Origin of the sequence: Roseiarcus fermentans, from assembly GCF_003315135.1 — a bacterium.
Taxonomy (GTDB): Bacteria; Pseudomonadota; Alphaproteobacteria; order Rhizobiales; family Beijerinckiaceae; genus Roseiarcus; species Roseiarcus fermentans.
On sequence record NZ_QNRK01000008.1, the window covers coordinates 101,116 to 119,303 of the forward strand.

The 18,188-nt window shown below is 69.2% G+C and carries 21 protein-coding genes and 1 pseudogene; 12 read left to right on the forward strand and 10 right to left on the reverse strand.

The genetic code is table 11. The features are described from left to right. Positions 1-67: 67 nt before the first annotated feature. The 4 genes from DFR50_RS08885 to DFR50_RS08900 form a co-directional block, all read right to left on the reverse strand. Positions 68-622 carry a Smr/MutS family protein gene (locus tag DFR50_RS08885; protein WP_113888843.1) on the reverse strand — a complete coding sequence of 185 codons (555 nt, stop codon included), beginning with the start codon at positions 620-622 and terminating at the stop codon, positions 68-70. Next, a complete protein-coding gene (locus DFR50_RS08890; RefSeq protein WP_113888844.1) occupies positions 619-1,656 on the reverse strand; it encodes an MltA domain-containing protein in 1,038 nt (345 codons plus the stop codon). The genes DFR50_RS08885 and DFR50_RS08890 overlap by 4 nt, the downstream gene beginning before the upstream one ends. After that, positions 1,653-2,345 (reverse strand): Tim44/TimA family putative adaptor protein, encoded by a 693-nt coding sequence (locus DFR50_RS08895; RefSeq protein ID WP_113888845.1) that lies wholly within the window; start codon positions 2,343-2,345, stop codon positions 1,653-1,655. Before DFR50_RS08895 ends, DFR50_RS08890 begins: the two co-directional genes overlap by 4 nt. Positions 2,346-2,634: 289 nt before the next feature. After that, positions 2,635-2,892 carry a type II toxin-antitoxin system ParD family antitoxin gene (locus tag DFR50_RS08900; protein ID WP_113888846.1) on the reverse strand — a complete coding sequence of 86 codons (258 nt, stop codon included), beginning with the start codon at positions 2,890-2,892 and terminating at the stop codon, positions 2,635-2,637. Positions 2,893-3,045: 153 nt separating this feature from the next. Here DFR50_RS08900 and DFR50_RS08905 point away from each other — a divergent pair, with 153 nt between their 5' ends. Continuing rightward, positions 3,046-4,032, forward strand: coding sequence for an NAD(P)H-dependent glycerol-3-phosphate dehydrogenase (locus DFR50_RS08905; protein ID WP_281015949.1), 987 nt, complete (start codon positions 3,046-3,048; stop codon positions 4,030-4,032). Between the two features lie 16 nt (positions 4,033-4,048). Here the strand turns inward: DFR50_RS08905 and DFR50_RS08910 are convergent, their stop codons facing one another. After that, on the reverse strand, positions 4,049-4,975 hold the full coding sequence (locus tag DFR50_RS08910; RefSeq protein WP_113888848.1) for a LysR family transcriptional regulator: 927 nt from the start codon (positions 4,973-4,975) through the stop codon (positions 4,049-4,051). Between the two features lie 128 nt (positions 4,976-5,103). Here DFR50_RS08910 and DFR50_RS08915 point away from each other — a divergent pair, with 128 nt between their 5' ends. From DFR50_RS08915 to DFR50_RS32870, 3 genes and pseudogenes are all read left to right on the forward strand, one after another. Continuing rightward, positions 5,104-5,655 carry a carboxymuconolactone decarboxylase family protein gene (locus DFR50_RS08915; RefSeq protein WP_113888849.1) on the forward strand — a complete coding sequence of 184 codons (552 nt, stop codon included), beginning with the start codon at positions 5,104-5,106 and terminating at the stop codon, positions 5,653-5,655. Positions 5,656-5,763: 108 nt separating this feature from the next. Beyond that, positions 5,764-6,222 (forward strand): annotated as a pseudogene (locus tag DFR50_RS32865) (nuclear transport factor 2 family protein); the annotation flags it as partial. A gap of 46 nt (positions 6,223-6,268) precedes the next feature. Beyond that, positions 6,269-6,841 carry a pyridoxamine 5'-phosphate oxidase family protein gene (locus tag DFR50_RS32870; RefSeq protein ID WP_342634547.1) on the forward strand — a complete coding sequence of 191 codons (573 nt, stop codon included), beginning with the start codon at positions 6,269-6,271 and terminating at the stop codon, positions 6,839-6,841. 154 nt (positions 6,842-6,995) lie between these two features. On the opposite strand, the gene DFR50_RS08925 is transcribed toward DFR50_RS32870, so the two are convergent. The 3 genes from DFR50_RS08925 to DFR50_RS08935 all read right to left on the reverse strand — a co-directional run bounded on the left by DFR50_RS08925 (position 6,996) and on the right by DFR50_RS08935 (position 8,975). Beyond that, complete coding sequence (locus tag DFR50_RS08925; RefSeq protein WP_113888850.1) at positions 6,996-7,793, reverse strand: molybdopterin-binding protein; 798 nt, start codon at positions 7,791-7,793, stop codon at positions 6,996-6,998. Next, a complete protein-coding gene (locus DFR50_RS08930) occupies positions 7,771-8,652 on the reverse strand; it encodes a cytochrome b/b6 domain-containing protein (RefSeq protein ID WP_113888851.1) in 882 nt (293 codons plus the stop codon). Before DFR50_RS08930 ends, DFR50_RS08925 begins: the two co-directional genes overlap by 23 nt. A 71-nt stretch (positions 8,653-8,723) precedes the next feature. Beyond that, complete coding sequence (locus tag DFR50_RS08935) at positions 8,724-8,975, reverse strand: pentapeptide MXKDX repeat protein (protein WP_113888852.1); 252 nt, start codon at positions 8,973-8,975, stop codon at positions 8,724-8,726. Positions 8,976-9,341: 366 nt separating this feature from the next. Between DFR50_RS08935 and DFR50_RS08940 the strand changes: the two genes are divergently transcribed. From DFR50_RS08940 to acs, 3 genes are all read left to right on the forward strand, one after another. Further along, positions 9,342-9,632, forward strand: a complete 291-nt coding sequence (locus DFR50_RS08940) for a YciI family protein (RefSeq protein WP_113888853.1) — start codon at positions 9,342-9,344, stop codon at positions 9,630-9,632. A gap of 7 nt (positions 9,633-9,639) precedes the next feature. Continuing rightward, positions 9,640-10,053 carry an EVE domain-containing protein gene (locus DFR50_RS08945; RefSeq protein WP_113888854.1) on the forward strand — a complete coding sequence of 138 codons (414 nt, stop codon included), beginning with the start codon at positions 9,640-9,642 and terminating at the stop codon, positions 10,051-10,053. 157 nt (positions 10,054-10,210) lie between these two features. After that, complete coding sequence (gene acs / locus DFR50_RS08950; protein ID WP_245427499.1) at positions 10,211-12,157, forward strand: acetate--CoA ligase; 1,947 nt, start codon at positions 10,211-10,213, stop codon at positions 12,155-12,157. A 75-nt stretch (positions 12,158-12,232) separates the two neighbouring features. On the opposite strand, the gene DFR50_RS08955 is transcribed toward acs, so the two are convergent. Both DFR50_RS08955 and DFR50_RS08960 read right to left on the reverse strand, forming a co-directional pair. After that, the gene (locus tag DFR50_RS08955) at positions 12,233-12,898 is read right to left on the reverse strand and encodes a response regulator (protein WP_113888856.1); all 666 of its coding nucleotides are present in this window, start codon (positions 12,896-12,898) and stop codon (positions 12,233-12,235) included. 112 nt (positions 12,899-13,010) lie between these two features. Then, positions 13,011-13,487, reverse strand: a complete 477-nt coding sequence (locus tag DFR50_RS08960) for a tRNA (cytidine(34)-2'-O)-methyltransferase (protein WP_113888857.1) — start codon at positions 13,485-13,487, stop codon at positions 13,011-13,013. A 289-nt stretch (positions 13,488-13,776) separates the two neighbouring features. On the opposite strand from DFR50_RS08960, the gene petA reads away from it, so the two are divergent. The 5 genes from petA (at position 13,777) to DFR50_RS08990 (ending at position 18,176) form a co-directional block, all read left to right on the forward strand. Further along, positions 13,777-14,298, forward strand: a complete 522-nt coding sequence (gene petA, locus DFR50_RS08970; protein ID WP_113888941.1) for a ubiquinol-cytochrome c reductase iron-sulfur subunit — start codon at positions 13,777-13,779, stop codon at positions 14,296-14,298. A 65-nt stretch (positions 14,299-14,363) separates the two neighbouring features. Further along, positions 14,364-15,605 (forward strand): cytochrome b, encoded by a 1,242-nt coding sequence (locus tag DFR50_RS08975; protein ID WP_113888859.1) that lies wholly within the window; start codon positions 14,364-14,366, stop codon positions 15,603-15,605. A 29-nt stretch (positions 15,606-15,634) separates the two neighbouring features. Beyond that, entirely contained in the window at positions 15,635-16,462 is an 828-nt protein-coding gene (locus DFR50_RS08980) for a cytochrome c1 (protein WP_113888860.1), read from the forward strand. A 130-nt stretch (positions 16,463-16,592) separates the two neighbouring features. Then, the gene (locus DFR50_RS08985) at positions 16,593-17,471 is read left to right on the forward strand and encodes an S-methyl-5'-thioadenosine phosphorylase (protein WP_113888861.1); all 879 of its coding nucleotides are present in this window, start codon (positions 16,593-16,595) and stop codon (positions 17,469-17,471) included. Between the two features lie 168 nt (positions 17,472-17,639). Further along, a complete protein-coding gene (locus DFR50_RS08990; RefSeq protein WP_113888862.1) occupies positions 17,640-18,176 on the forward strand; it encodes a YqhA family protein in 537 nt (178 codons plus the stop codon). Positions 18,177-18,188 lie beyond the last annotated feature (12 nt).

Below are 18,188 nucleotides of genomic sequence, written 5' to 3' on the forward strand. Positions count from 1 at the left end.
CGTCGCTGTGGACGCGGCCCCCGCGGTCGCGCACCGTGAGCGCGGGTCGTCGCCGCCCAGGAAATCCTCAGTGGGCGCGGCGCAGGCGCACATAGAGCGCGCCCGAGCCGCCGTGGGCCCGCCCCGCCTCTTCGAAGCCGAGCACGATCGGGCGCAGGTCGGGGTCGCGCAGCCAATGGGGCGTGAGGCGCTTGAGCACCCCGCGCTCGTCGTCCCAGCGATCGAGTCCCCCGAGCGGGCCGCCCTTGCCGGTGACGACGATCACCAGCCGCGCCCCGCGCGATTGCGCCCGGCGCAGGAAGCCGCGCAACGCCTGATGCGCCTCGGCCTGGGTCATGCCGTGGAGGTCGAGCGCGTCGTCGATCGCCCCGCGTCCCCGGGCGAGGTCGCGCTTGAGTCGGCGCTCGAGCGGCGCGAGCGGCGGGGCGCGGAATTTGGCGGGCTTGGCTTCGGGAATGGCTGGCGGCGCGGGCGGCGCGGCCGGCTTCGGCTGGACGGGCTTGGCCGGCGCCGGCAGGATCGCGCCGCGCCGGCGCGAGACGCTGCGCGCGACCTCGGTCCAGAGCGCGATCTCCTCGTCGCTGAGGCGCCTCAGGCGATGGGGCGGGGCGCCCTCCGTCACGGCTCGTCTCCGGCCGGCAGGAACACGGTGAAGTCGCCGCTATGGCGAATCGCCCCGGCGCGCGCGCCGGCCGCGTCGCCGCCGCCGAAGAATAGGTCGGCGCGGGCGGGTCCGACAATCGCCGAGCCGGTGTCCTGCGCGATCGTCAGGCGCCGGAACGCGGTCGGCGTCGCGCTCCGCCACGGGATCTCGGCCTCGATCCAGAAGGGAAGGCCGTAGCTCCAGAGGGCCCGGTCGACGGCGATCGAACGCAGCGGCGTCAGCGGGACGCCCGCGCCCGCCACCGGCCCGAGCGAGGGGTCGAAATCGGCGACCAGCCGGAAGAACACGAACGAGCGATTGCGCCGCATGAGCCGCAACCCGGCCTGGCCTTCGCCGACGCCGGCCTCGCGCAACCAGGCCTTCAGGGCGGCGAGCGACATGTCGCGCTCGGCGATCGCGCCGGTCTCGATCAGAATGCGGCCGACCGACGTATAGGGCAGGCCGTTGCGGCCGTCGTAGGCCGCGCGCGCAACGCGTCCGTCCGGAAAGACGAACTGCGCCGATCCCTGCACCTGGATGAGAAAGGCCTCGACCGCGTCGACCACCCAGGCGATCGGGTCGCGCCGCTCGCGTTCGATTCTTTCCCGGTCGGAGTAGGGGACGCGCCGCCCGAGATCGGCCGGACGGGCGAGCAGCGGCCAGCGAAAGGTCTCCGTCTCGACAGGGGAAGCGGGGACCAGCGGCTCGTAATAGCCGGTCAGAAACCCGGCGCCGCCGGATTCCGCAGCAACGCGGTGCGGCCGGAACCAGGCTTCGAAGAAGGCGCGCGCCGCCGCGCCGCCGTCGACGGTCGCGGCCAGCGCCGCGCGCGCTGCGGCCGTCAGCGCGGCCGACGGCGGCCGCGCCGCCCGTCCCTCGGGTCGGGCGGCGGCGATCGCGCGGGCCGAGACGGCGAAACAGCGGAAGGCGTCGAGGGCGTCGCAGTCGGACAATCCGGCGAGGCCGGCGAAATCGATCCTGTCGAGCCGGGGCGCGGGCGCCGCCGCGCTCACCGCTCCGACTGGGTCGCGGTCAGGAGCCAGTTGGGGTCGCGCGAGCGCACGTCGCGCACGAACGTCCACAGGTCGATGTGGTCGGCGACGTCCATCGCCGAGCCTTCGACGATGTCCCCGGCCTTGTCGCGGGTGACGGAGGCAAGCTTGGAGCCGAAGCGGACGGCGATCTGCGCCATCGCGCCGGCGAGCTGGGCCGCGGCGATCCGCGCGTCGTCGATCGACACCACGGTCGTCGTCATCGTGTGGCCGGCGGCGGCGCGGGCCTTGATCGCGGCGTCGAAATTGGCGAACGCTTCCGGCGCCATCAGGCTCTGCAGGGTCGGCCGGTCGCCGGCGGCGAACGCCTGGACGACCATGTCGTAGGCGGCCCGCGCCCCGGACAGGAAGGTGTCGGCCTCGAAGCTGCGGTCGGCCGCGGCGATGGCCTCGAGGCCGGCGAACGCGTCCGGCGCCGCAACGGCCTGCCAGCGCTCGGCCGGCGACAGCGTCGGGGCGGGCGCAGCCGCCGCGGCCTGGGGCGGAGCGGCGACGGGGCCGGCGGGACCGGGAACGCGGCGCAGGGGGGCGAGCAGGCCGCCCGGCGGCCGCTCGCCGTCGTTGCGGGTGCCCAGAACGGAACGGAGCTTGAAGGCGACGAACAAAGCCACCAGCGCGAAGATGACGGTGGCGAAGTCGATGTCCGGCATCGGATGCGATCCTCGTAAAGCCCAGCCTGTCGGTGAAATGCTGGGGTCCATACCTACGCCTCGCCCGGCGATTTGGCTAGGCTGACCGCCGCATCGCGCGTGTGTTCGGTCCGATCCCCTCGGGCATGAACTGCAGCGCGCCGACCGTCTCAGAGATGCCGTTCCCAATCCTGCCGTCCATGCAGGACGCGTACGATCAACACGCCGCCGGCTCGGCCTGGGCCCGCCCCCACTTTGCGGCGCCCACAGATAGATGTCGATGATATCCTGATCGGCTCGGAGGGTCGTCCTATACACGACCGGACGCGACGTTGGCCGCTTGGGCGCGCGCCATCTCGAGAAGGTCGTCGAGGGATCGAGCGCTCACGCCGCTCTCCATTCCTTCGGTGATGAGCCGTTGCAATTCGGCCATCTTGTCCGTCCGCTCCTGGTCGCGCCGGATCAGGTCGCGCACGTAATCGCTCGCGCTGCTGTAGCGGCCGGCGCGGGTCTGCGCCTCGACCCAATCCCTCATCGGATCGGGCAGGGAAACGTTCATGGTCGCCATCTCGAAACCTCCAGGCGACGTATGGCGGCTTTTGCCAAATATTGTCAATCAGGGGCTCGGACCACGGTCTGACCGGCGCGCGGGCCTTGCGCGCGGCCTGCGATTGGCCTCATGCCTGCGAGCCGTCGGGACCGAAGGAAGGACGAACAGGCCGTGGCGAGCGAATCCGTTGTCGGCGTGGCGGGCGCCGGAGCCTGGGGGATGGCGCTCGCCAACGCCGCCGCCGCGGCGGGGTCGGAGGTCGTGCTCTGGGGCCGCGACCGCGCGGGCATGGCCGCGCTCGCGGCGACGAAAGCCAGCGACCGGCTGCCCGGCGTGCGCCTCGCGGACCGTGTCACGGCCACCGCCGACCTCGGGGCGCTCGGGCCGTGCGCGGCGATCCTGGTCGCGACGCCGGCCCAGGCGACGCGCGAGACGGCCGAACGGCTGGCGCCGCTCGCAGGCTCGGCGCCGCTGGTCGCCTGCGCCAAGGGAATCGAGCGCGGCTCGCACGCCTTCATGACCGAGGTGCTGCGCCAGGCGGCGCCGGGCCGCGCGGCTGCGATCCTGTCCGGCCCGTCGTTCGCCGCCGACGTCGCTGCGGGCCTGCCGACGGCGGTGACGCTGGCCGCGGCCGACGACGCGCTCGCCCGCAGCCTCTGCCGGCTGCTGCACGGGCCGAACCTGCGCCTCTACCATTCGACCGACGTCCGCGGCGTCGAGATTGGCGGGGCGGCCAAGAACGTGCTCGCGATCGCCTGCGGCGTCGCCGCCGGCCGCGGGCTCGGCGCGAGCGCAGTCGCGGCCCTGGTGGCTCGCGGCTTCGCTGAACTGCGCCGGTTCGGCGAAGCCTTTGGCGCGCGCAGCCAGACCCTGATGGGGCTTTCCGGGCTCGGCGATCTGGTGCTGACCTGCTCCTCGCCGCAGTCGCGCAACTTCGCTTTCGGCCTCGCGCTCGGCCGCGGCGAGAGCGTCGGGCGGGCTGGGGCCGGCCGGCTCGCCGAAGGCGCCTTCACCGCCCGCGCCCTGACGGAAATGGCCCGCGCGCGCGGCGTCGACATGCCGATCGCGACCTGCGTCGAGGCGCTGCTCGAGGGCGCGCTCGACGTCGAGGGCGCGGCGCGCGCGCTGCTGGGGCGACCGCAGCGGGGGGAGGAGTGAGCGGGCGCCCGGTTCGTCAGGGCGCGGCCCGGTTTTCCGCTTCGGCGATCGGAAGCGCCGCCCGAGTGACGCGGGCCTTCAGCCTCGGCGTCGCGAAGTCCAGAAACGCCCGCAGTTTGAGCGGCAGGAGCCGTTCGCCGGCGTGCACGAGGCTGACCGGCAGGGGCGCCGGCTCGAACGGTTCGAGCACGACGGCGAGCGCGCCCGAGCGCACGGCGTCCGCGATCTGATAGCTCAGCACGCGGGTGAGGCCGACCCCGGCGATCGCCGCGGCGATCGCGGCGTCCGCCGTCGTGACGACCAGCCGGGCGCGCGGCGCGACGGTCGCTTCTTTGAATGTCCAGACGCCCCCGGCGGTCAGAGTCTGGAAGGCGACGCAGGCGTGGGCCTCGAGTTCGGCCGGGTGGCGCGGGACGCCGCGTTCGGCGAGATAGGCCGGACTGGCGCAAACCACGTGACGGACCGTGCCGAGGTGGATCGCGATCAGCCTGCTGTCGGGAAGCGGGCCGATGCGCAGGGCGAGATCGACGTGATCCTCGAGCAGATCGACGAACTGGTCGCTGAACACGATCCGGATGTCGACATCCGGATAGGTCCGCAGGAAATCGATCGCGACCGGCGCCAGGTGCAGGCGGCCGAACACGATCGGCGCGGTGACGATCAGGTCGCCGCGGGGCGCGCGGAACTCGCCCGACGCGACGCGTTCCGCCTCCTCGACGTCGTCGAGGATGCGGCGACAGGCGGCGATATAGGCGAGGCCCGCATCGGTCGGCGTGACCTGGCGGCTCGATCGGTTGAACAGCCGCGTCCCCAGATGCGCCTCGAGCTCCGAAACCTTGCGGCTGACGGTCGCCAGCGGGACGTTGAGCCGTCGCCCGGCGGCGGAAAGACTGCCGGTCTCGACCACCGTCAAGAGGATCGACATGGCTTCGAGGCGATCCATGACGTTTTCAAATTTCGAAAGGATACCTTCCGATAATGCCATCTTTTTGATCAATATGGAAGGGCTTACCTTCGCGACATCGGCCCTCCGGACCGACTGACCCGCCGCTGGCTTCAGGAGCTTCGCCCATGTCCCGCTTTCCCGTTCCCGCCACGATCGCCGACGCCCCCGCCGCTTCGCGTCCGCTGCTCGAGGCCGTGAAGAAGCAACTCGGCGTCGCGCCGAACCTGTTCCGTCTCGTTTCCCTCAGCCCTGCCGCGCTCGAAGGCTATCTCGGGCTTTCCGGCGCCCTTTCCAAAGGCGCTCTGCCGGCCCAGACCCGGGAGCGCATCGCCCTGGCGGTCGCCGAGGCCAACGGCTGCGACTACTGTCTCTCCGCCCACGCCTATCTCGGCAAAAACCTCGCCAAACTCGACGATTCCGAGATCGCCGCCAATCGCCGCGGCCATTCCAACGACCCGAAAGCCGACGCCGCCGTGGCGTTCGCGGCCAAAGTCGTGCGCCAGCGCGGCCACATCGACGAAGAGGCTTTGAGGGCGGTGAGGCTCGCCGGCTACGACGACGCCCAGGTGATCGAGATCGTCCTGCATGTCGCCCTGAACACCTGGACCAACTATGTCAATTCCGTCGCGCAGACCGACATCGATTTTCCGGTCATCAGGGTTGGCGAGGCGGCGTGACCGCAAGGCGACCGCCCCTGGCGCCGTCGCGACGAACCGCCGAGGAAGACGGGCCCCCTGCCGTCGTCTTCCTCGGCGCGACTTTCCCAACCGAGCGAGACGATCGCCATGAGCCGCCCGCCTCTTCCCCCCTTCGATCTCGACTCGGCCGTGCTGAAGACGCGCATGGCCGAGGACGCCTGGAATTCGCGGGATCCTGCCCGTGTCGCTCTGGCCTATACGGCGGACAGCCGCTGGCGGAACCGCGCCGAATTCCTGCAAGGACGTCAGGCGATCGAGGCCTTCCTGACGCTGAAGTGGCGGAGGGAGCTCGACTATCGCCTGATCAAGGAGATCTGGGGCTTTCGCCTGAACCGGATCGCCGTGCGTTTCGCCTATGAATGGCGCGACGCGGAGAACGGCTGGTTTCGCGCTTACGGAAACGAGAACTGGGAATTCGACGCCGACGGGCTGATGCGCCGGCGCATCGCCAGCATCAACGACGCGCCGCTGGCGGAGCGGGATCGCCTGTTCCATTGGCCGCTCGGGCCGCGACCGGACGACCATCCGTCGCTCAGCGACCTCGGAAGAGCGCTTCTCGAGCGACGTCGCCTTCACGCCCGCCGTCAAGGCGGTGCAGTCGCGAAAAGGCTCGCGGGCGAGCTACGCCGCCGTCGAGGCGCGCGGCGGCTGGCCGACCCGCGTCACGGCCGAACTCGCGGACTTCATCGCCGGGCAGACCAGCGTGTTCCTGGCGACCGCGAGCCGCGACGGCCAGCCCTACGTCCAGCACCGCGGCGGACCGAAGGGTTTTCTGCGGGTCCTCGACGACACGACGCTCGGCTTCGTCGATTTCGTCGGCAACCGGCAGTACATCACGCTCGGCAATCTCGCCGAGAACCCGCGCGCGCAGCTCTTGCTGATCGACTACGCGACGCGCCGGCGGGTCAAGATCTGGGGCGAGGCGCGGGTCGTCGAAGGCGACGACGCGCTGATGGCGAAGCTGACGCCGCAGGGCTATCGGGCGAAGCCGGCGCAGGCGATTGTGTTCGCGGTCTCCGCCTGGGACGCCAATTGTCCGCAGCACATCCCGCTCAGGCTCGAGGCTTCCGACATCGCCGCCGCGCTCGCCGAACGCGACGACCGCATTCGCGCCCTCGAAGCCGAAGTCGCGGCCCTGCGCAGGGCGGCCGCCGCGCCGCGATGAAGGAAGGTCAAGCGATAGGCCGGCCCGCGACGGGCCGAGCGCGCCCCTGATCGCGCGCCATTGCAGGACCCGTCGCGCCCTCGCTGTCGCGCCCGCGACGCAAGCCCTGTCGATCCGCGCCGGCGCCTGTCGAATCGCGCCCTCCGCGCCCCGCTCAAATCCCGGCGTACCATTCGTAGCCGCGATCGGGCCAGAAGCCGCCCTTGCCGCGCCCGAACCGGTCGAGCCGGTCGGTCATCTCGATGCGCATCACGTACTTGGCCTGCTTGTAGCCGAGCTGGCGTTCGACCCGCAGCCTGAGCGGCGCGCCATGCCCGACCGATAGGGCCTCGTCGTTGAAGCGATGGGCCAGGATGGTCTGGGGATGGAAGGCGTCGATCAGGTCGATGCTTTCGTAATATTGGCCCGTGCCGTCGGCGGCGTGCTCGTACATGTCGGCGCAATGGAACACCGCGAAGCGCGCCGCCGGCAGGAGCGTGGCGCGCGTCAGGACGTCGGCGAGCGGAACGCCCTGCCACTTGCCGATTGCGCTCCAGCCCTCGACGCAGTCGTGACGGGTGATCTGGGTCCTCTGCGGCATGGCGACGAGATCGGCGAGCGACAGGTCGAGCGGCCTGACCACCAGCCCGTCGACGCGCAGCCGCCAGTCGGCGAACCCGGTTTCCCGCAAGGCCGCATAGGCGGGCGTGTCGGGCGCATGGGTGCCGTTGACCTTGAAGTCGGGCGACAGATCGGCTGCGGAGAATTCGCGCGCCAGCGTTCTCCCGCCGCCCAGCAGCCGCTGCATGCGGTAGGTCAGCCCCTCGGCCGAACCGAGAAGGTCCTGGAAGCTCGGGGCCTCCGAGAGCCGGTCGCAGCCGCCGAGCAGGGCCGCCCCCAGGCTGGCCGCGCCGAGGCCGAGAAACTGGCGCCGTCCGATACGCCGACTGTCAGCGGGCTGAATGCGGCTCATGATCGTCGTCCTCCGAAATCGCCAGTTTGCCGGTGATCATCGCGCGCACCCCGTTGATCGGCCCGGCGAGCAGCACCATGGTCAGGTGAACGAGCACGAACAGCAGCAGCAGCCCGGCGGTGATGAAATGGATGGTCCGGGCGGATTGCCGGCCGCCGAACAGCTCGACGAGCCAGGGCAGAGCTGCGTCCATGCCCGGCGACATGGTGAGCCCGGTCAGAATCATCAGCGGCAGCAGCGCGGCGACGACGCCGACATAGGCCAGTTTCTGCAGCGGGTTGTAGCGCCTCGCCGCCTCGCCCTTGGGGAACTTGAGCCGCAGGTGATCGCCGATGTCGGCCAGAATGGCGCTGGGCCGCAACTGGTCGCGGGTCGGCGCGAGTTCCCGCCGAAGATGACCGTTGATCAGCCCGAAGACGTAATAGGCCGTCAGATTGGCGACGAACAGCCAGGCGAAGAAGAAGTGCCACCGCCGCCCCAGGGCGAGGCTCCGCCAGCTCGGGATCGTCGCCCAGCGCGGAAAGGCCCGCTCGGTCGGATCGCCGTCGGCGTTGGGGACGAGGCCCAGCACGCCGGTCGTGTCGAGGGTCGCCGAACCCAGCCGTACGAAGCCACGCTCAGCGCCGTCCTTGTTCGTTTCGGCGCCGATTTCGAAGGCCGGCCGGTCCGAATCCGCGCCGAACTGACCCCAGTAGAGCGCGGGATGCGCCAGGAAGATCTGCAGGCCGCTCATCAACAGGACCGTCACGCAGAGCGCGTTGATCCAATGGGTGAGGCGTGTCGCCAGCGCGTGGCGGTACACCAGCCTCCGGCGCGAAGCCTCAGGCGTTTTCGATTGCGCCGCAGTAACGATCGTCATCGGATGAGTCCTGGGCTGGCCGCGTTGGAAAGCCCGCCCCGAGATGCCGCGGGGCGGGCTCGACGTGCGCCTTACTTGGCGGGCTTCATCGGGTCGGCCTTCATGGCGTCGCCCTTCATCGGGTCGGCCTTCATGGCGTCGCCTTTCATCGGGTCGGCCTTCATGGCGTCGCCCTTCATCGGATCGGCCTTCATGGCGTCGCTCTTCATGGCGTCGCCCTTCATCGGGTCGGTCGCCATCTTGTCCTGAGCGGCGGCGGCGCCGGCGAAGGCGAACGCGCCGAGGAAGGCGAAAGCGACGGTGCGGTTGATCTTGGCGTTCATGGCGTCGTGCTCCTGAAGTGTGCGCAAACGGAACCGTCCGTCCGGCCGTTCTGGCCGTCAGCGTCTCCGCGGCGCGGGAAGGGTCTCGCCCTTCGTCGACGTTTACGAAGCGAGCGGGGCGCTTGTTTCGGGGCGCCCCGGAAGGTCTGCGCAATTTCTTCGATCGACGGGGGCTTTCGGCTCGAGGGCAGGGTCGTCGGCCCGGCGAAACGCCGATGACCAAGGCATAGCCGCGCCTCGCGCGCCCCGGCGGCGGAGCGCCGCCGCTTCCGAGGGCGCGCCGTCCCGCTCCTCGCGTGGCCACGCCGGCGGCTTGGCGCCGGCCGCCGGGTCGCGTAGCCTCGTTGCGCCTTGCGGAGTGCAACCATGCTGTTCATCGCCACCTGCGTCGACAAGCCCCGAAGCCTCGAGACGCGCCTCGGCAGTCGTCCGGCGCACCTCGCGTTTCTCCAGGGCCTCGGCGTGAAGGTTAAGGCCGCGGGCGCGATGCTGGCCGCGGACCTTCAGACGCCGGTCGGCTCGATGCTGATTGTCGAGGGCGACAGTCTGGCCGAGATCGAGGCGATCCTCGCCGACGACCCCTATGCGCAGGCCGGCCTGTTCGAGCGCGTGACCGTGACGCCCTGGCGGCAGGCGGTCGGCCAGCCGATCGCGTGAGCGCGCCATGGCGCACTGGCTGTTCAAGAGCGAGCCGTCGGTCTGGTCGTTCGAGCGGCTCGCGGCCTGCGGCGCCGACGGCACCGACTGGAGCGGGGTGCGCAACCATTCCGCCAAGCTGAACATGCAGGCGATGCTGGTCGGCGAGCAGGGGTTCTTCTACCATTCCAACGAGGGCAAGGCGATCGTCGGGATCGTCGAGGTGTGCAAGGGCTACCGGCCGGATCCGACCGACGCGTCGGGAAAATTCGGCATGGTCGACATCCGCGCCGTGCGGCCGCTGCCGCGTCCGGTCACGCTCGAAGCGGCGAAGGCGGACGCGCGTCTGGCGGGCATGGCGCTGGTTGTCAACGCGCGCCTGTCGGTGCAGCCGGTGACGGACGCCGAATGGCGCCTGGTCTGCGAGATGGGCGGACTGTAGGTCTATCGTCGCCATCCGAACTGCGGCGTACGGAATGGCTAAGACCAAAGCAGCACCGGACGGCGGCTTGTTTGGCCTCGCCGGCTTGGGCATAAACTTGCGTCAGCGCCAGCGCGTCGGCCCGCCCGGCGCGCGATGGTTTTATGGGAGGAACTCCGTGTCCGAAGTCCACGTTTACGACGTCCCCGACGAATGGGCCAAGCGCGCCTGGATCGACGACGCGAAGTACCGGACGATGTACAAACAATCCCTGGACGACCCGGAGGCGTTCTGGGGCGAGCACGGCAAGCGGATCGACTGGTTCAAGCCCTACACCAAGGTCAAGAACATCTCCTGGGACATCCACAACGTTTCGATCAAGTGGTACGAAGACGGCGAAACCAACGTCGCCTACAATTGCGTCGACCGGCATCTCGAGAAGCGGGGCGACCAGGTCGCGATCATCTGGGAAGGCGACAACCCCAACGAGCAGCGCCTGATCACCTACCGGGAACTCTCCGAGGAGGTGAACCGCTTCGCCAACGTGCTGCACTGGCACGGCGTCAAGAAGGGCGACCGCGTCACCATCTACCTGCCGATGATTCCCGAAGCGGCCTTCGCGATGCTCGCCTGCGCCCGGCTGGGGGCGATCCACTCGGTGGTGTTCGGCGGCTTCTCGCCCGACGCGATCGCCGGGCGCATCGAGGACGCGCAGTGCGCGGTCGTGATCACGGCCGACGAGGGCCTGCGCGGCGGACGCAAGGTGCCGCTCAAGGCCAACGTCGACGCCGCGCTCAAGAAGACGTCGACGGTGAAGCACGTGCTGGTCGTCAAGCGCACCGGGGGCGAGGTCGACTGGACCCCCGGCCGCGACGTCTGGTACCACGAGGCCGCCGCGCGCGTCTCGACCACGTGCCCCGCCGAGCCGGTGAACGCGGAGGACCCGCTGTTCATCCTCTACACCTCCGGCTCGACCGGCACCCCCAAGGGCGTCGTCCACACCACCGGCGGCTATCTCGTGTTCGCGTCGATGACGCACCAATACGTGTTCGACTACCACGAGGGCGACATCTACTGGTGCACCGCCGACGTCGGCTGGGTGACCGGCCACTCCTACATCGTCTACGGCCCGCTCGCCAACGGCGCGACGACGCTGATGTTCGAAGGCATCCCGAACTATCCGTCGATGAGCCGGTTCTGGGAAGTCATCGACAAGCACAAGGTCAACATCTTCTACACCGCGCCGACCGCGATCCGGTCGCTGATGGGCGCGGGTGAGGAGCCGGTGAAGAAGACCAGCCGCGCCTCGCTGCGCCTGCTCGGCTCGGTCGGCGAGCCGATCAATCCGGAAGCCTGGGAGTGGTACCATCGCGTCGTCGGCGATCACCGCTGCCCGATCGTCGACACCTGGTGGCAGACCGAAACCGGCGGCATCCTGATCACGCCGCTGCCGGGCGCCACCAAGCTGAAGCCCGGCTCCGCGACCCGGCCGTTCTTCGGCGTCATCCCGGAGGTCGTCGACGGCGCCGGCGCCACGCTCGAAGGCGCGACCGAGGGCAACCTGGTCATCGCCGATTCGTGGCCCGGACAGATGCGCACGGTCTACGGCGACCACGAGCGGTTCGTGAAGACCTACTTCTCGACCTATCCCGGCAAGTACTTCACCGGCGACGGCTGCCGGCGCGACTCCGACGGCTTCTACTGGATCACCGGCCGCGTCGACGACGTCATCAATGTCTCCGGCCACCGCATGGGGACGGCGGAAGTGGAGAGCGCGCTCGTCGCCCACCCCAAGGTCTCGGAAGCCGCGGTGGTCGGTTATCCGCACGACATCAAGGGCCAGGGCATTTACGCCTACGTCACCGTGATGGAAGGCGTCGAACCGACGGAGGACCTGCGCAAGGAACTGGTCGCCTGGGTGCGCAAGGAAATCGGACCGATCGCCTCGCCCGACCTCATCCAGTTCGCCCAGGGGCTGCCGAAGACCCGCTCCGGCAAGATCATGCGCCGCATCCTGCGCAAGATCGCCGAGAACGAGTACGGCGCGCTCGGCGACACCTCGACGCTCGCCGATCCGGGCGTGGTCACGCAGCTGATCGACAACCGGCAGAACCGCAAGGGGTGAGCGGCGGGAGCGCGCGGCGCGGCCGCGCGCTCGCGGGGCGCGCGGTCGGGACGCCGTCCCGCTGGAGGGGCGGCGTCAGGAGGCGATCGAAAGCTCCTGCGCCGACTCGATCTTGGTCGCCAGGATGACCGCCTGTGTGCGGCTCTCGACCCCGAGCTTCTGCAGGATCGCCGACACATGCGCCTTCACCGTCGCCTCGGAGACGGTGAGCTCGTAGGCGATCTGCTTGTTCAAGAGGCCCTGCGACAGCATCATCAGCACGCGGATCTGCTGCGGCGTGAGGGTCGCGAGGCGCCGCGCGAGCGCGCTCGACTCGCGGTGGCCTTGCGCGTTCGGATCGAAATCGGGCGGCGTCCAGCGGCCGCCGTCGAGCACCTGGGCGATCGCCTCGCGCATGGTCTCGAGCGAGTTCGACTTGGGAATGAAGCCGGAGGCGCCGAACTCGAGGCAATGGCGGATCACCGCGCGATCCTCGTTGCCCGACACGATGACGACCGGCGTGGACGGCCGTTCGGAGCGGAGGAACAGGAGACCCGAAAACCCGCGCACGCCGGGCATGTTCAGATCGAGCAGCACGAGGTCGGTGTCGGGAGTGGCTTCGAGGGCGGCCGCCATGCTGTCGAAATCGTGCGCGACGGCGATCTCGGCGCCGGGCGCGGCGCCCAGCACGGCCTCGCGCAAGCCTCCGACGACCAGCGGGTGATCGTCGGCAATCAAAACCCGCACTGTTCCTGAGTCCATACCACCCTCCCGCCGCATCCCAGCCGGCCGGACCGGCGCTTATCGCCTGACAACACTTCATTGACACGGCTTCGTCATCGACGAAAGTCGAATTCCTAAGACCCGCCCGAGTCTACGGCAGTCCGTCGATCTGGCGAAGCGCCTCGACCAGCGCGATCGCCGCGGCGATCCCGACGTTCAGCGATCGCAGCGGGGGGCGGATCGGAATCCTGAGGCGCGCGTCGGCGGCGGCCGCGACCTCGTCCGGCGCTCCCGCCGATTCGCGCCCGACCAGCAGGATGTCGTGGGCGCGGAAACCGAAGTCCCAGAGCGCCGTTTCGCCCTTGGTGGTCAGAAGCGCCAGCCGCCGGCCGCTCGCCTTGCGCCAGGTCTCGAATCGGTCCCAGGAATCGTGCCGCGCGACCGACACGGCGTCGAGATAGTCGAGCCCGGCGCGGCGGAAGCGGCTGTCGCCGATGCGAAAGCCGGCCGGTTCGATGATCGCCGCGTCGACCCCGAGGCAAGCGCAGGTGCGCAGCATGGCGCCGGCGTTCTGCGCGATGTCGGGCTGGTAGAGGGCCAGCAGGAGCCGGGCGGCCGGCCGGTTCATCGTTCGTCGCCTCGCCGCGCGGGACGGACGACGGACCGGACCGGCCCGGCCGCGGCGCCCGAAGCCCGACGAAAGACAAAGAGCCGCGGCGTTTTGCTCCTATGGACATCGACTTGGATCGATGCGAAAAGCCGCGCCAATCGTCGACCGACGCCGCGCTGCGCCAGCCGATTGACGCTGACGACGCGAGGCGCGTTCGTTGGGCGGTCGTCGTCGTCTTCGAAGGCCGCCAGGGAACGCAAGAAGCCCGAATCGGCGCGCACGTTTTTGAAACTCCTGGGGGTTGGACTTGACCGCCGCTACCACGACACAGGCACCGAATCGCAGAGATTTTCTATACCTCGCCACCGGCGCGGTCGGCGCGGTGGGCGTCGCGGCCGTCGCGTGGCCGTTCATCGATCAGATGAATCCGGACGCCTCGACCCTCGCCATGGCCTCGACCGAGGTCGATATCGCGGCGGTCCCCGAGGGCCAGATCCTGACGATCAAGTGGCGCGGCGGCCCGGTGTTCGTCCGGCACCGCACGAAGAAGGAAATCGAGGACGCGCAGAACGTCGAGCTGAGCGAACTGCGCGACCCGCAGACCGACGCCAGCCGCGTGCAGAAGCCCGAGTGGCTGATCGTCGTGGGCATCTGCACCCATCTCGGCTGCGTCCCGATCGGCCACGAGGGCAAATACGAGGGCTGGTTCTGCCCCTGCCACGGCTCGGTCTACGACACCTCCGGCCGCATCCGTCAGGGCCCCGCGCCGCTCAATCTCGCCGTGCCGGAGTACAAGTTCCTCACCGACACGAGGCTGAAGATCGGCTGACGCCGGTTTGACGCCGCCCCGAGCCGCATCCTGACCTTCGCGCAACGCCTTTCCGAGAGCCATCCATGAGCGGTCCTTCGACCTTCGTCCCCAAGAGCGCGATCGGGCGCTGGTTCGAGTCGCGCCTGCCCATTATGGGCCTGGTCCACTCGTCGTTCATCGCCTTTCCGGTGCCGCGCAACCTCAACTACATGTGGACCTTCGGCGCGATCCTGGCGTTCATGCTGATCGCCCAGATCATCACCGGCGTCGTGCTGGCGATGCACTACGTCCCCTCGGCGACGACGGCCTTCCAGTCGATCAGCCACATCATGCGCGACGTCAATTACGGCTGGCTGATGCGCTACATGCACACCAACGGCGCGTCGCTGTTCTTCCTCGCCTGCTACATCCACATTTTCCGCGGCCTCTACTACGGCTCCTTCAAGCCGCCGCGCGAACTGCTCTGGATCATCGGCGTCATCATCTACTTTCTGATGGCCGCGACCGCCTTCCTCGGCTACGTGCTGCCGTGGGGCGCGATGAGCTTCGCCGGCGCGACCGTGATCACCAACCTCGTGACCGCCATTCCGTTCGTGGGAACCGGCATCGCGCACTGGCTGTGGGGCGGTTTCGCGGTCGGCGGCCCGACCGTGAACCGGTTCTTCTCGCTGCACTATCTGTTGCCCTTCATCATCGCCGCCTTCGTCGGGCTGCATGTCTGGGCGCTGCATGTCACCGGTCAGAACAACCCGGACGGCGTCGAGGTGCAGAACGTCGATCGCGACACGGTCCCGTTCACGCCCTACGCCACGATGAAGGACATCTTCGCCGTCTCGGTCTGGCTGATCCTTTACGCCTGGCTGATCTTCTTCATCCCGAACTATCTGCTCGACGCCGACAACTACAACATCGCCAACCCGCTGGTGACGCCGGCGCACGTCGTGCCGGAATGGTACCTGTTGCCGTTCTACGCGATCCTGCGCGCCATCCCCAACAAGCTCATGGGCGTCGTCGCGCTGTTCGCCTCGATCGCGATCCTCGCCTTCGTTCCCTGGCTCGACCGCAATCCGGTCAAGTCGGCGAAATACCGCCCCGCGTTCCGGTTCTTCTTCTGGGTGTTCGTCGTGATCTGCGTCCTGCTCGGCTGGATCGGGTCGCAGGAGCCGGGCGACGCGATGACGCTGGTGGCGCGTATTCTCACCGTCGGTTATTTCGGGTTCTTCCTCGTGATCATGCCGATCCTGAGCTTCGCGGAGAAGACCAGGCCCATCCCGGCCTCGATCGCCGACGCCGTGCTGGCGAAGAAGCCGGTCCCGGCCGAGTGAAACGCGATCGATCCCGAGGGACAACCACGATGATTCGCTTCGACACCAAAGCCCTTGCCGCGGCCGCGTTCGCCCTTGCGCTCGCAGGCGGGTCCGCCCTGGCGCAGGAAACCGCAGAACAGCCGAAACCCCCGCGCGAGTCGTGGAGCTTCGGCGGGACGTTCGGCACTTACGACAAGGCCCAGTTGCAGCGCGGCTTCCAGGTCTACAAGGAAGTGTGCAGCAACTGCCATGCCCTGAGCATCCCGTTCCGCACGCTGGGGCAGCCGGGCGGGCCCCAGTTTTCGGAAGATCAGGTGAAGGCGCTCGCCGCGAGCTATCAGGTCACCAACGAGGAGCCGAACGACAAGGGCGAGATCTTCAAGCGCCCCGGCACGCCGGCCGACATCATCCCCCGTCCCGAGGCCTATCCGAACGATCAGGCGGCGGCCGCGGCGTTCGGCAAGGCGCCGCCGGACATGAACCTGCTCGCCAAGGCGCGCAAATGGGAGCGCGGGTTCCCGTGGTTCGTGTTCGACGCGCTGCCCGGCCTGCAATACCAGGAGATGGGGGCGGACTACATCCACGCCATCGTGACCGGCTACACCCACCCGGACGATCCGCAGTGGAATCTCTATTACCCCGGCCACAAGATCGCCATGCCGCAGCCGATCACCGACGGCGCGGTCGAATACACCGATGGAACCCCCAAGACGGTCGACAGCTACTCCCGGGACGTCGCCGCCTTCCTGAGCTGGGCCGCCGAGCCCAATCTCAACGAGCGCAGGCGGATCGGCCTCGGCGCGATGATCTTCCTGTTCGTGCTGGCGGGGCTGCTCTACGCCACCAAGAAGAAAGTGTGGGAGTCGGCCCACTGACGGGCCGCTTGCTTCAGGCTGGAACGACGCCCGCGGTTCCGCCGCGGGCGTTCGCGCATCGGGAGACCGATGTCGTCCGCATCCTCCGGCGGTCGGGCCGTTCGGGCGGAAAGGGAAAGGGAAGCCGGAAATGACGAAGGCGATTGTCGGAGTGATCGGCGGCTCGGGCGTCTATCATCTGCCCGGACTGACGGACTTGCGCGAGGAGGCTGTGACCACGCCGTGGGGCGAGCCCTCGGACGCGCTGCGCTTCGGCCGGATCGGCGACACCGAGGCGGTGTTTCTCGCCCGCCACGGCAGGGGCCATCGGTTCTCCCCCTCGACGATCAACTACCGCGCCAACATCGACGCGCTGAAGCGCGTCGGCGTCACCGACATCATCGCGCTGTCCGCCTGCGGGTCGTTCCATCGCGAGCTCTATCCGGGGATGTTCGTCCTGATCGACCAGTTCGAGGACCGGACCTACCTGCGCCAGTCGACCTTCTTCGGAACGGGGCTGGTGGCGCATGTGTCGATGGCCCATCCGATCGCGCCCCGGCTGCGCCGCCGCCTCGCCGCGGCCGCGCAGGCCGAGGGCGTCGCGTTCAAGGATGGCGGGACCTATCTCTGCATGGAGGGTCCGCAGTTCTCCTCGCTCGCCGAATCGCTCGGCTATCAGGCGCGCGGCGCCGACGTCATCGGCATGACCGGCGCGACCGAGGCCAAGCTCGCGCGCGAGGCGGAGATCTGCTACGCGACCGTCGCCATGGTGACCGACTACGACTGCTGGCACGAGGAGCACGACAACGTCGACGTCGCGGCTGTGATCAAGGTGATGAACGACAACGCCGAAAAGGCGGCGAGGCTGGTCGCCCACGCGCTGCGGGACTTTCCCGCCGAGCACGAGCCGTGCCCGATCGGCTCCGACCGCGCGCTGGACTACGCGCTCATCACCCACGCCGAGGCGCGCGACCCGGAGCTCGTCCGCAAGCTCGACGCGGTCGCGGGCCGGGTGCTGCGGCCGGCGTAAGGCGCGCCTTCAGGCGCTGGCCGGGGCGGCCTGGACGGCCGCCGCCTCGGCGGCGGCGCGAGCCGCGCCGCCGCTATGCTGCGCCTGCGAACGCCGGCTTGCGCGAGGGAACGCCTTCGCCCTATGAAAGGCCGGGCGCGGGCTTTTTGTGGCGGGGGAGAGGGGGCGATGTTCAGAACCTGGTTCGAGCGCTTCCTGTTCGGCTGCCGCTTCCTGCTGACGCCGCTGTATTTCATCCTGGCGATCAGCCTTCTGGCGCTGCTCGCCAAGTCGGGCATCCACGTCTACGAACTGGTCAGCCACCTGTCGCAGCTCAGCGACGAGACGGTGCTCTTGTCGGTGCTGGGCATCGTCGACATGACGCTGTCGGCGTCGCTGGTGGTGATCGTGTTCATCTCCGGCTACACCAATTTCGTCGCGCCGGTCGAGATGCGGCCGGACGACGGGCGGCCGCACTGGATCGCCGAAATCGACTTCGGCGAGCTGAAGCTCAAGCTGATGGCGTCGATCGTGGCGATCTCGGCGATCAAGCTGCTCGAAGGCTTTATGGACATCGCGCGCGAGAGCGATCGCGAGCTCGCCTGGCTGGTCGGCATTCACATGACCTTCGTCGTGTCGGCCGTCCTGCTCGCGGTCGCCGATCGGCTCGGCCACCGCTCGCGCACGACCCCGAATCACCGCCTCCCAGCCGTCGAGGGCGACTGAAGGCGGTGGGCG

Excerpts from the sequence above, each read along its gene's own strand:
- DFR50_RS08975 (WP_113888859.1), top strand. The coding sequence starts at position 14,364 with ATGAGCGGTCCTTCGACCTTCGTCCCCAAGAGCGCGATCGGGCGCTGG.
- DFR50_RS08925 (WP_113888850.1), bottom strand. The coding sequence starts at position 7,793 with ATGAGCCGCATTCAGCCCGCTGACAGTCGGCGTATCGGACGGCGCCAG.
- DFR50_RS08945 (WP_113888854.1), top strand. The coding sequence starts at position 9,640 with ATGGCGCACTGGCTGTTCAAGAGCGAGCCGTCGGTCTGGTCGTTCGAG.
- DFR50_RS08910 (WP_113888848.1), bottom strand. The coding sequence starts at position 4,975 with ATGGATCGCCTCGAAGCCATGTCGATCCTCTTGACGGTGGTCGAGACC.
- DFR50_RS08960 (WP_113888857.1), bottom strand. The coding sequence starts at position 13,487 with ATGAACCGGCCGGCCGCCCGGCTCCTGCTGGCCCTCTACCAGCCCGAC.
- DFR50_RS08915 (WP_113888849.1), top strand. The coding sequence starts at position 5,104 with ATGTCCCGCTTTCCCGTTCCCGCCACGATCGCCGACGCCCCCGCCGCT.
- DFR50_RS08990 (WP_113888862.1), top strand. The coding sequence starts at position 17,640 with ATGTTCAGAACCTGGTTCGAGCGCTTCCTGTTCGGCTGCCGCTTCCTG.
- DFR50_RS08935 (WP_113888852.1), bottom strand. The coding sequence starts at position 8,975 with ATGAACGCCAAGATCAACCGCACCGTCGCTTTCGCCTTCCTCGGCGCG.
- DFR50_RS08985 (WP_113888861.1), top strand. The coding sequence starts at position 16,593 with ATGACGAAGGCGATTGTCGGAGTGATCGGCGGCTCGGGCGTCTATCAT.
- DFR50_RS08930 (WP_113888851.1), bottom strand. The coding sequence starts at position 8,652 with ATGACGATCGTTACTGCGGCGCAATCGAAAACGCCTGAGGCTTCGCGC.
- DFR50_RS08955 (WP_113888856.1), bottom strand. The coding sequence starts at position 12,898 with ATGGACTCAGGAACAGTGCGGGTTTTGATTGCCGACGATCACCCGCTG.
- DFR50_RS08900 (WP_113888846.1), bottom strand. The coding sequence starts at position 2,892 with ATGGCGACCATGAACGTTTCCCTGCCCGATCCGATGAGGGATTGGGTC.
- DFR50_RS08940 (WP_113888853.1), top strand. The coding sequence starts at position 9,342 with ATGCTGTTCATCGCCACCTGCGTCGACAAGCCCCGAAGCCTCGAGACG.
- DFR50_RS08895 (WP_113888845.1), bottom strand. The coding sequence starts at position 2,345 with ATGCCGGACATCGACTTCGCCACCGTCATCTTCGCGCTGGTGGCTTTG.
- DFR50_RS08980 (WP_113888860.1), top strand. The coding sequence starts at position 15,635 with ATGATTCGCTTCGACACCAAAGCCCTTGCCGCGGCCGCGTTCGCCCTT.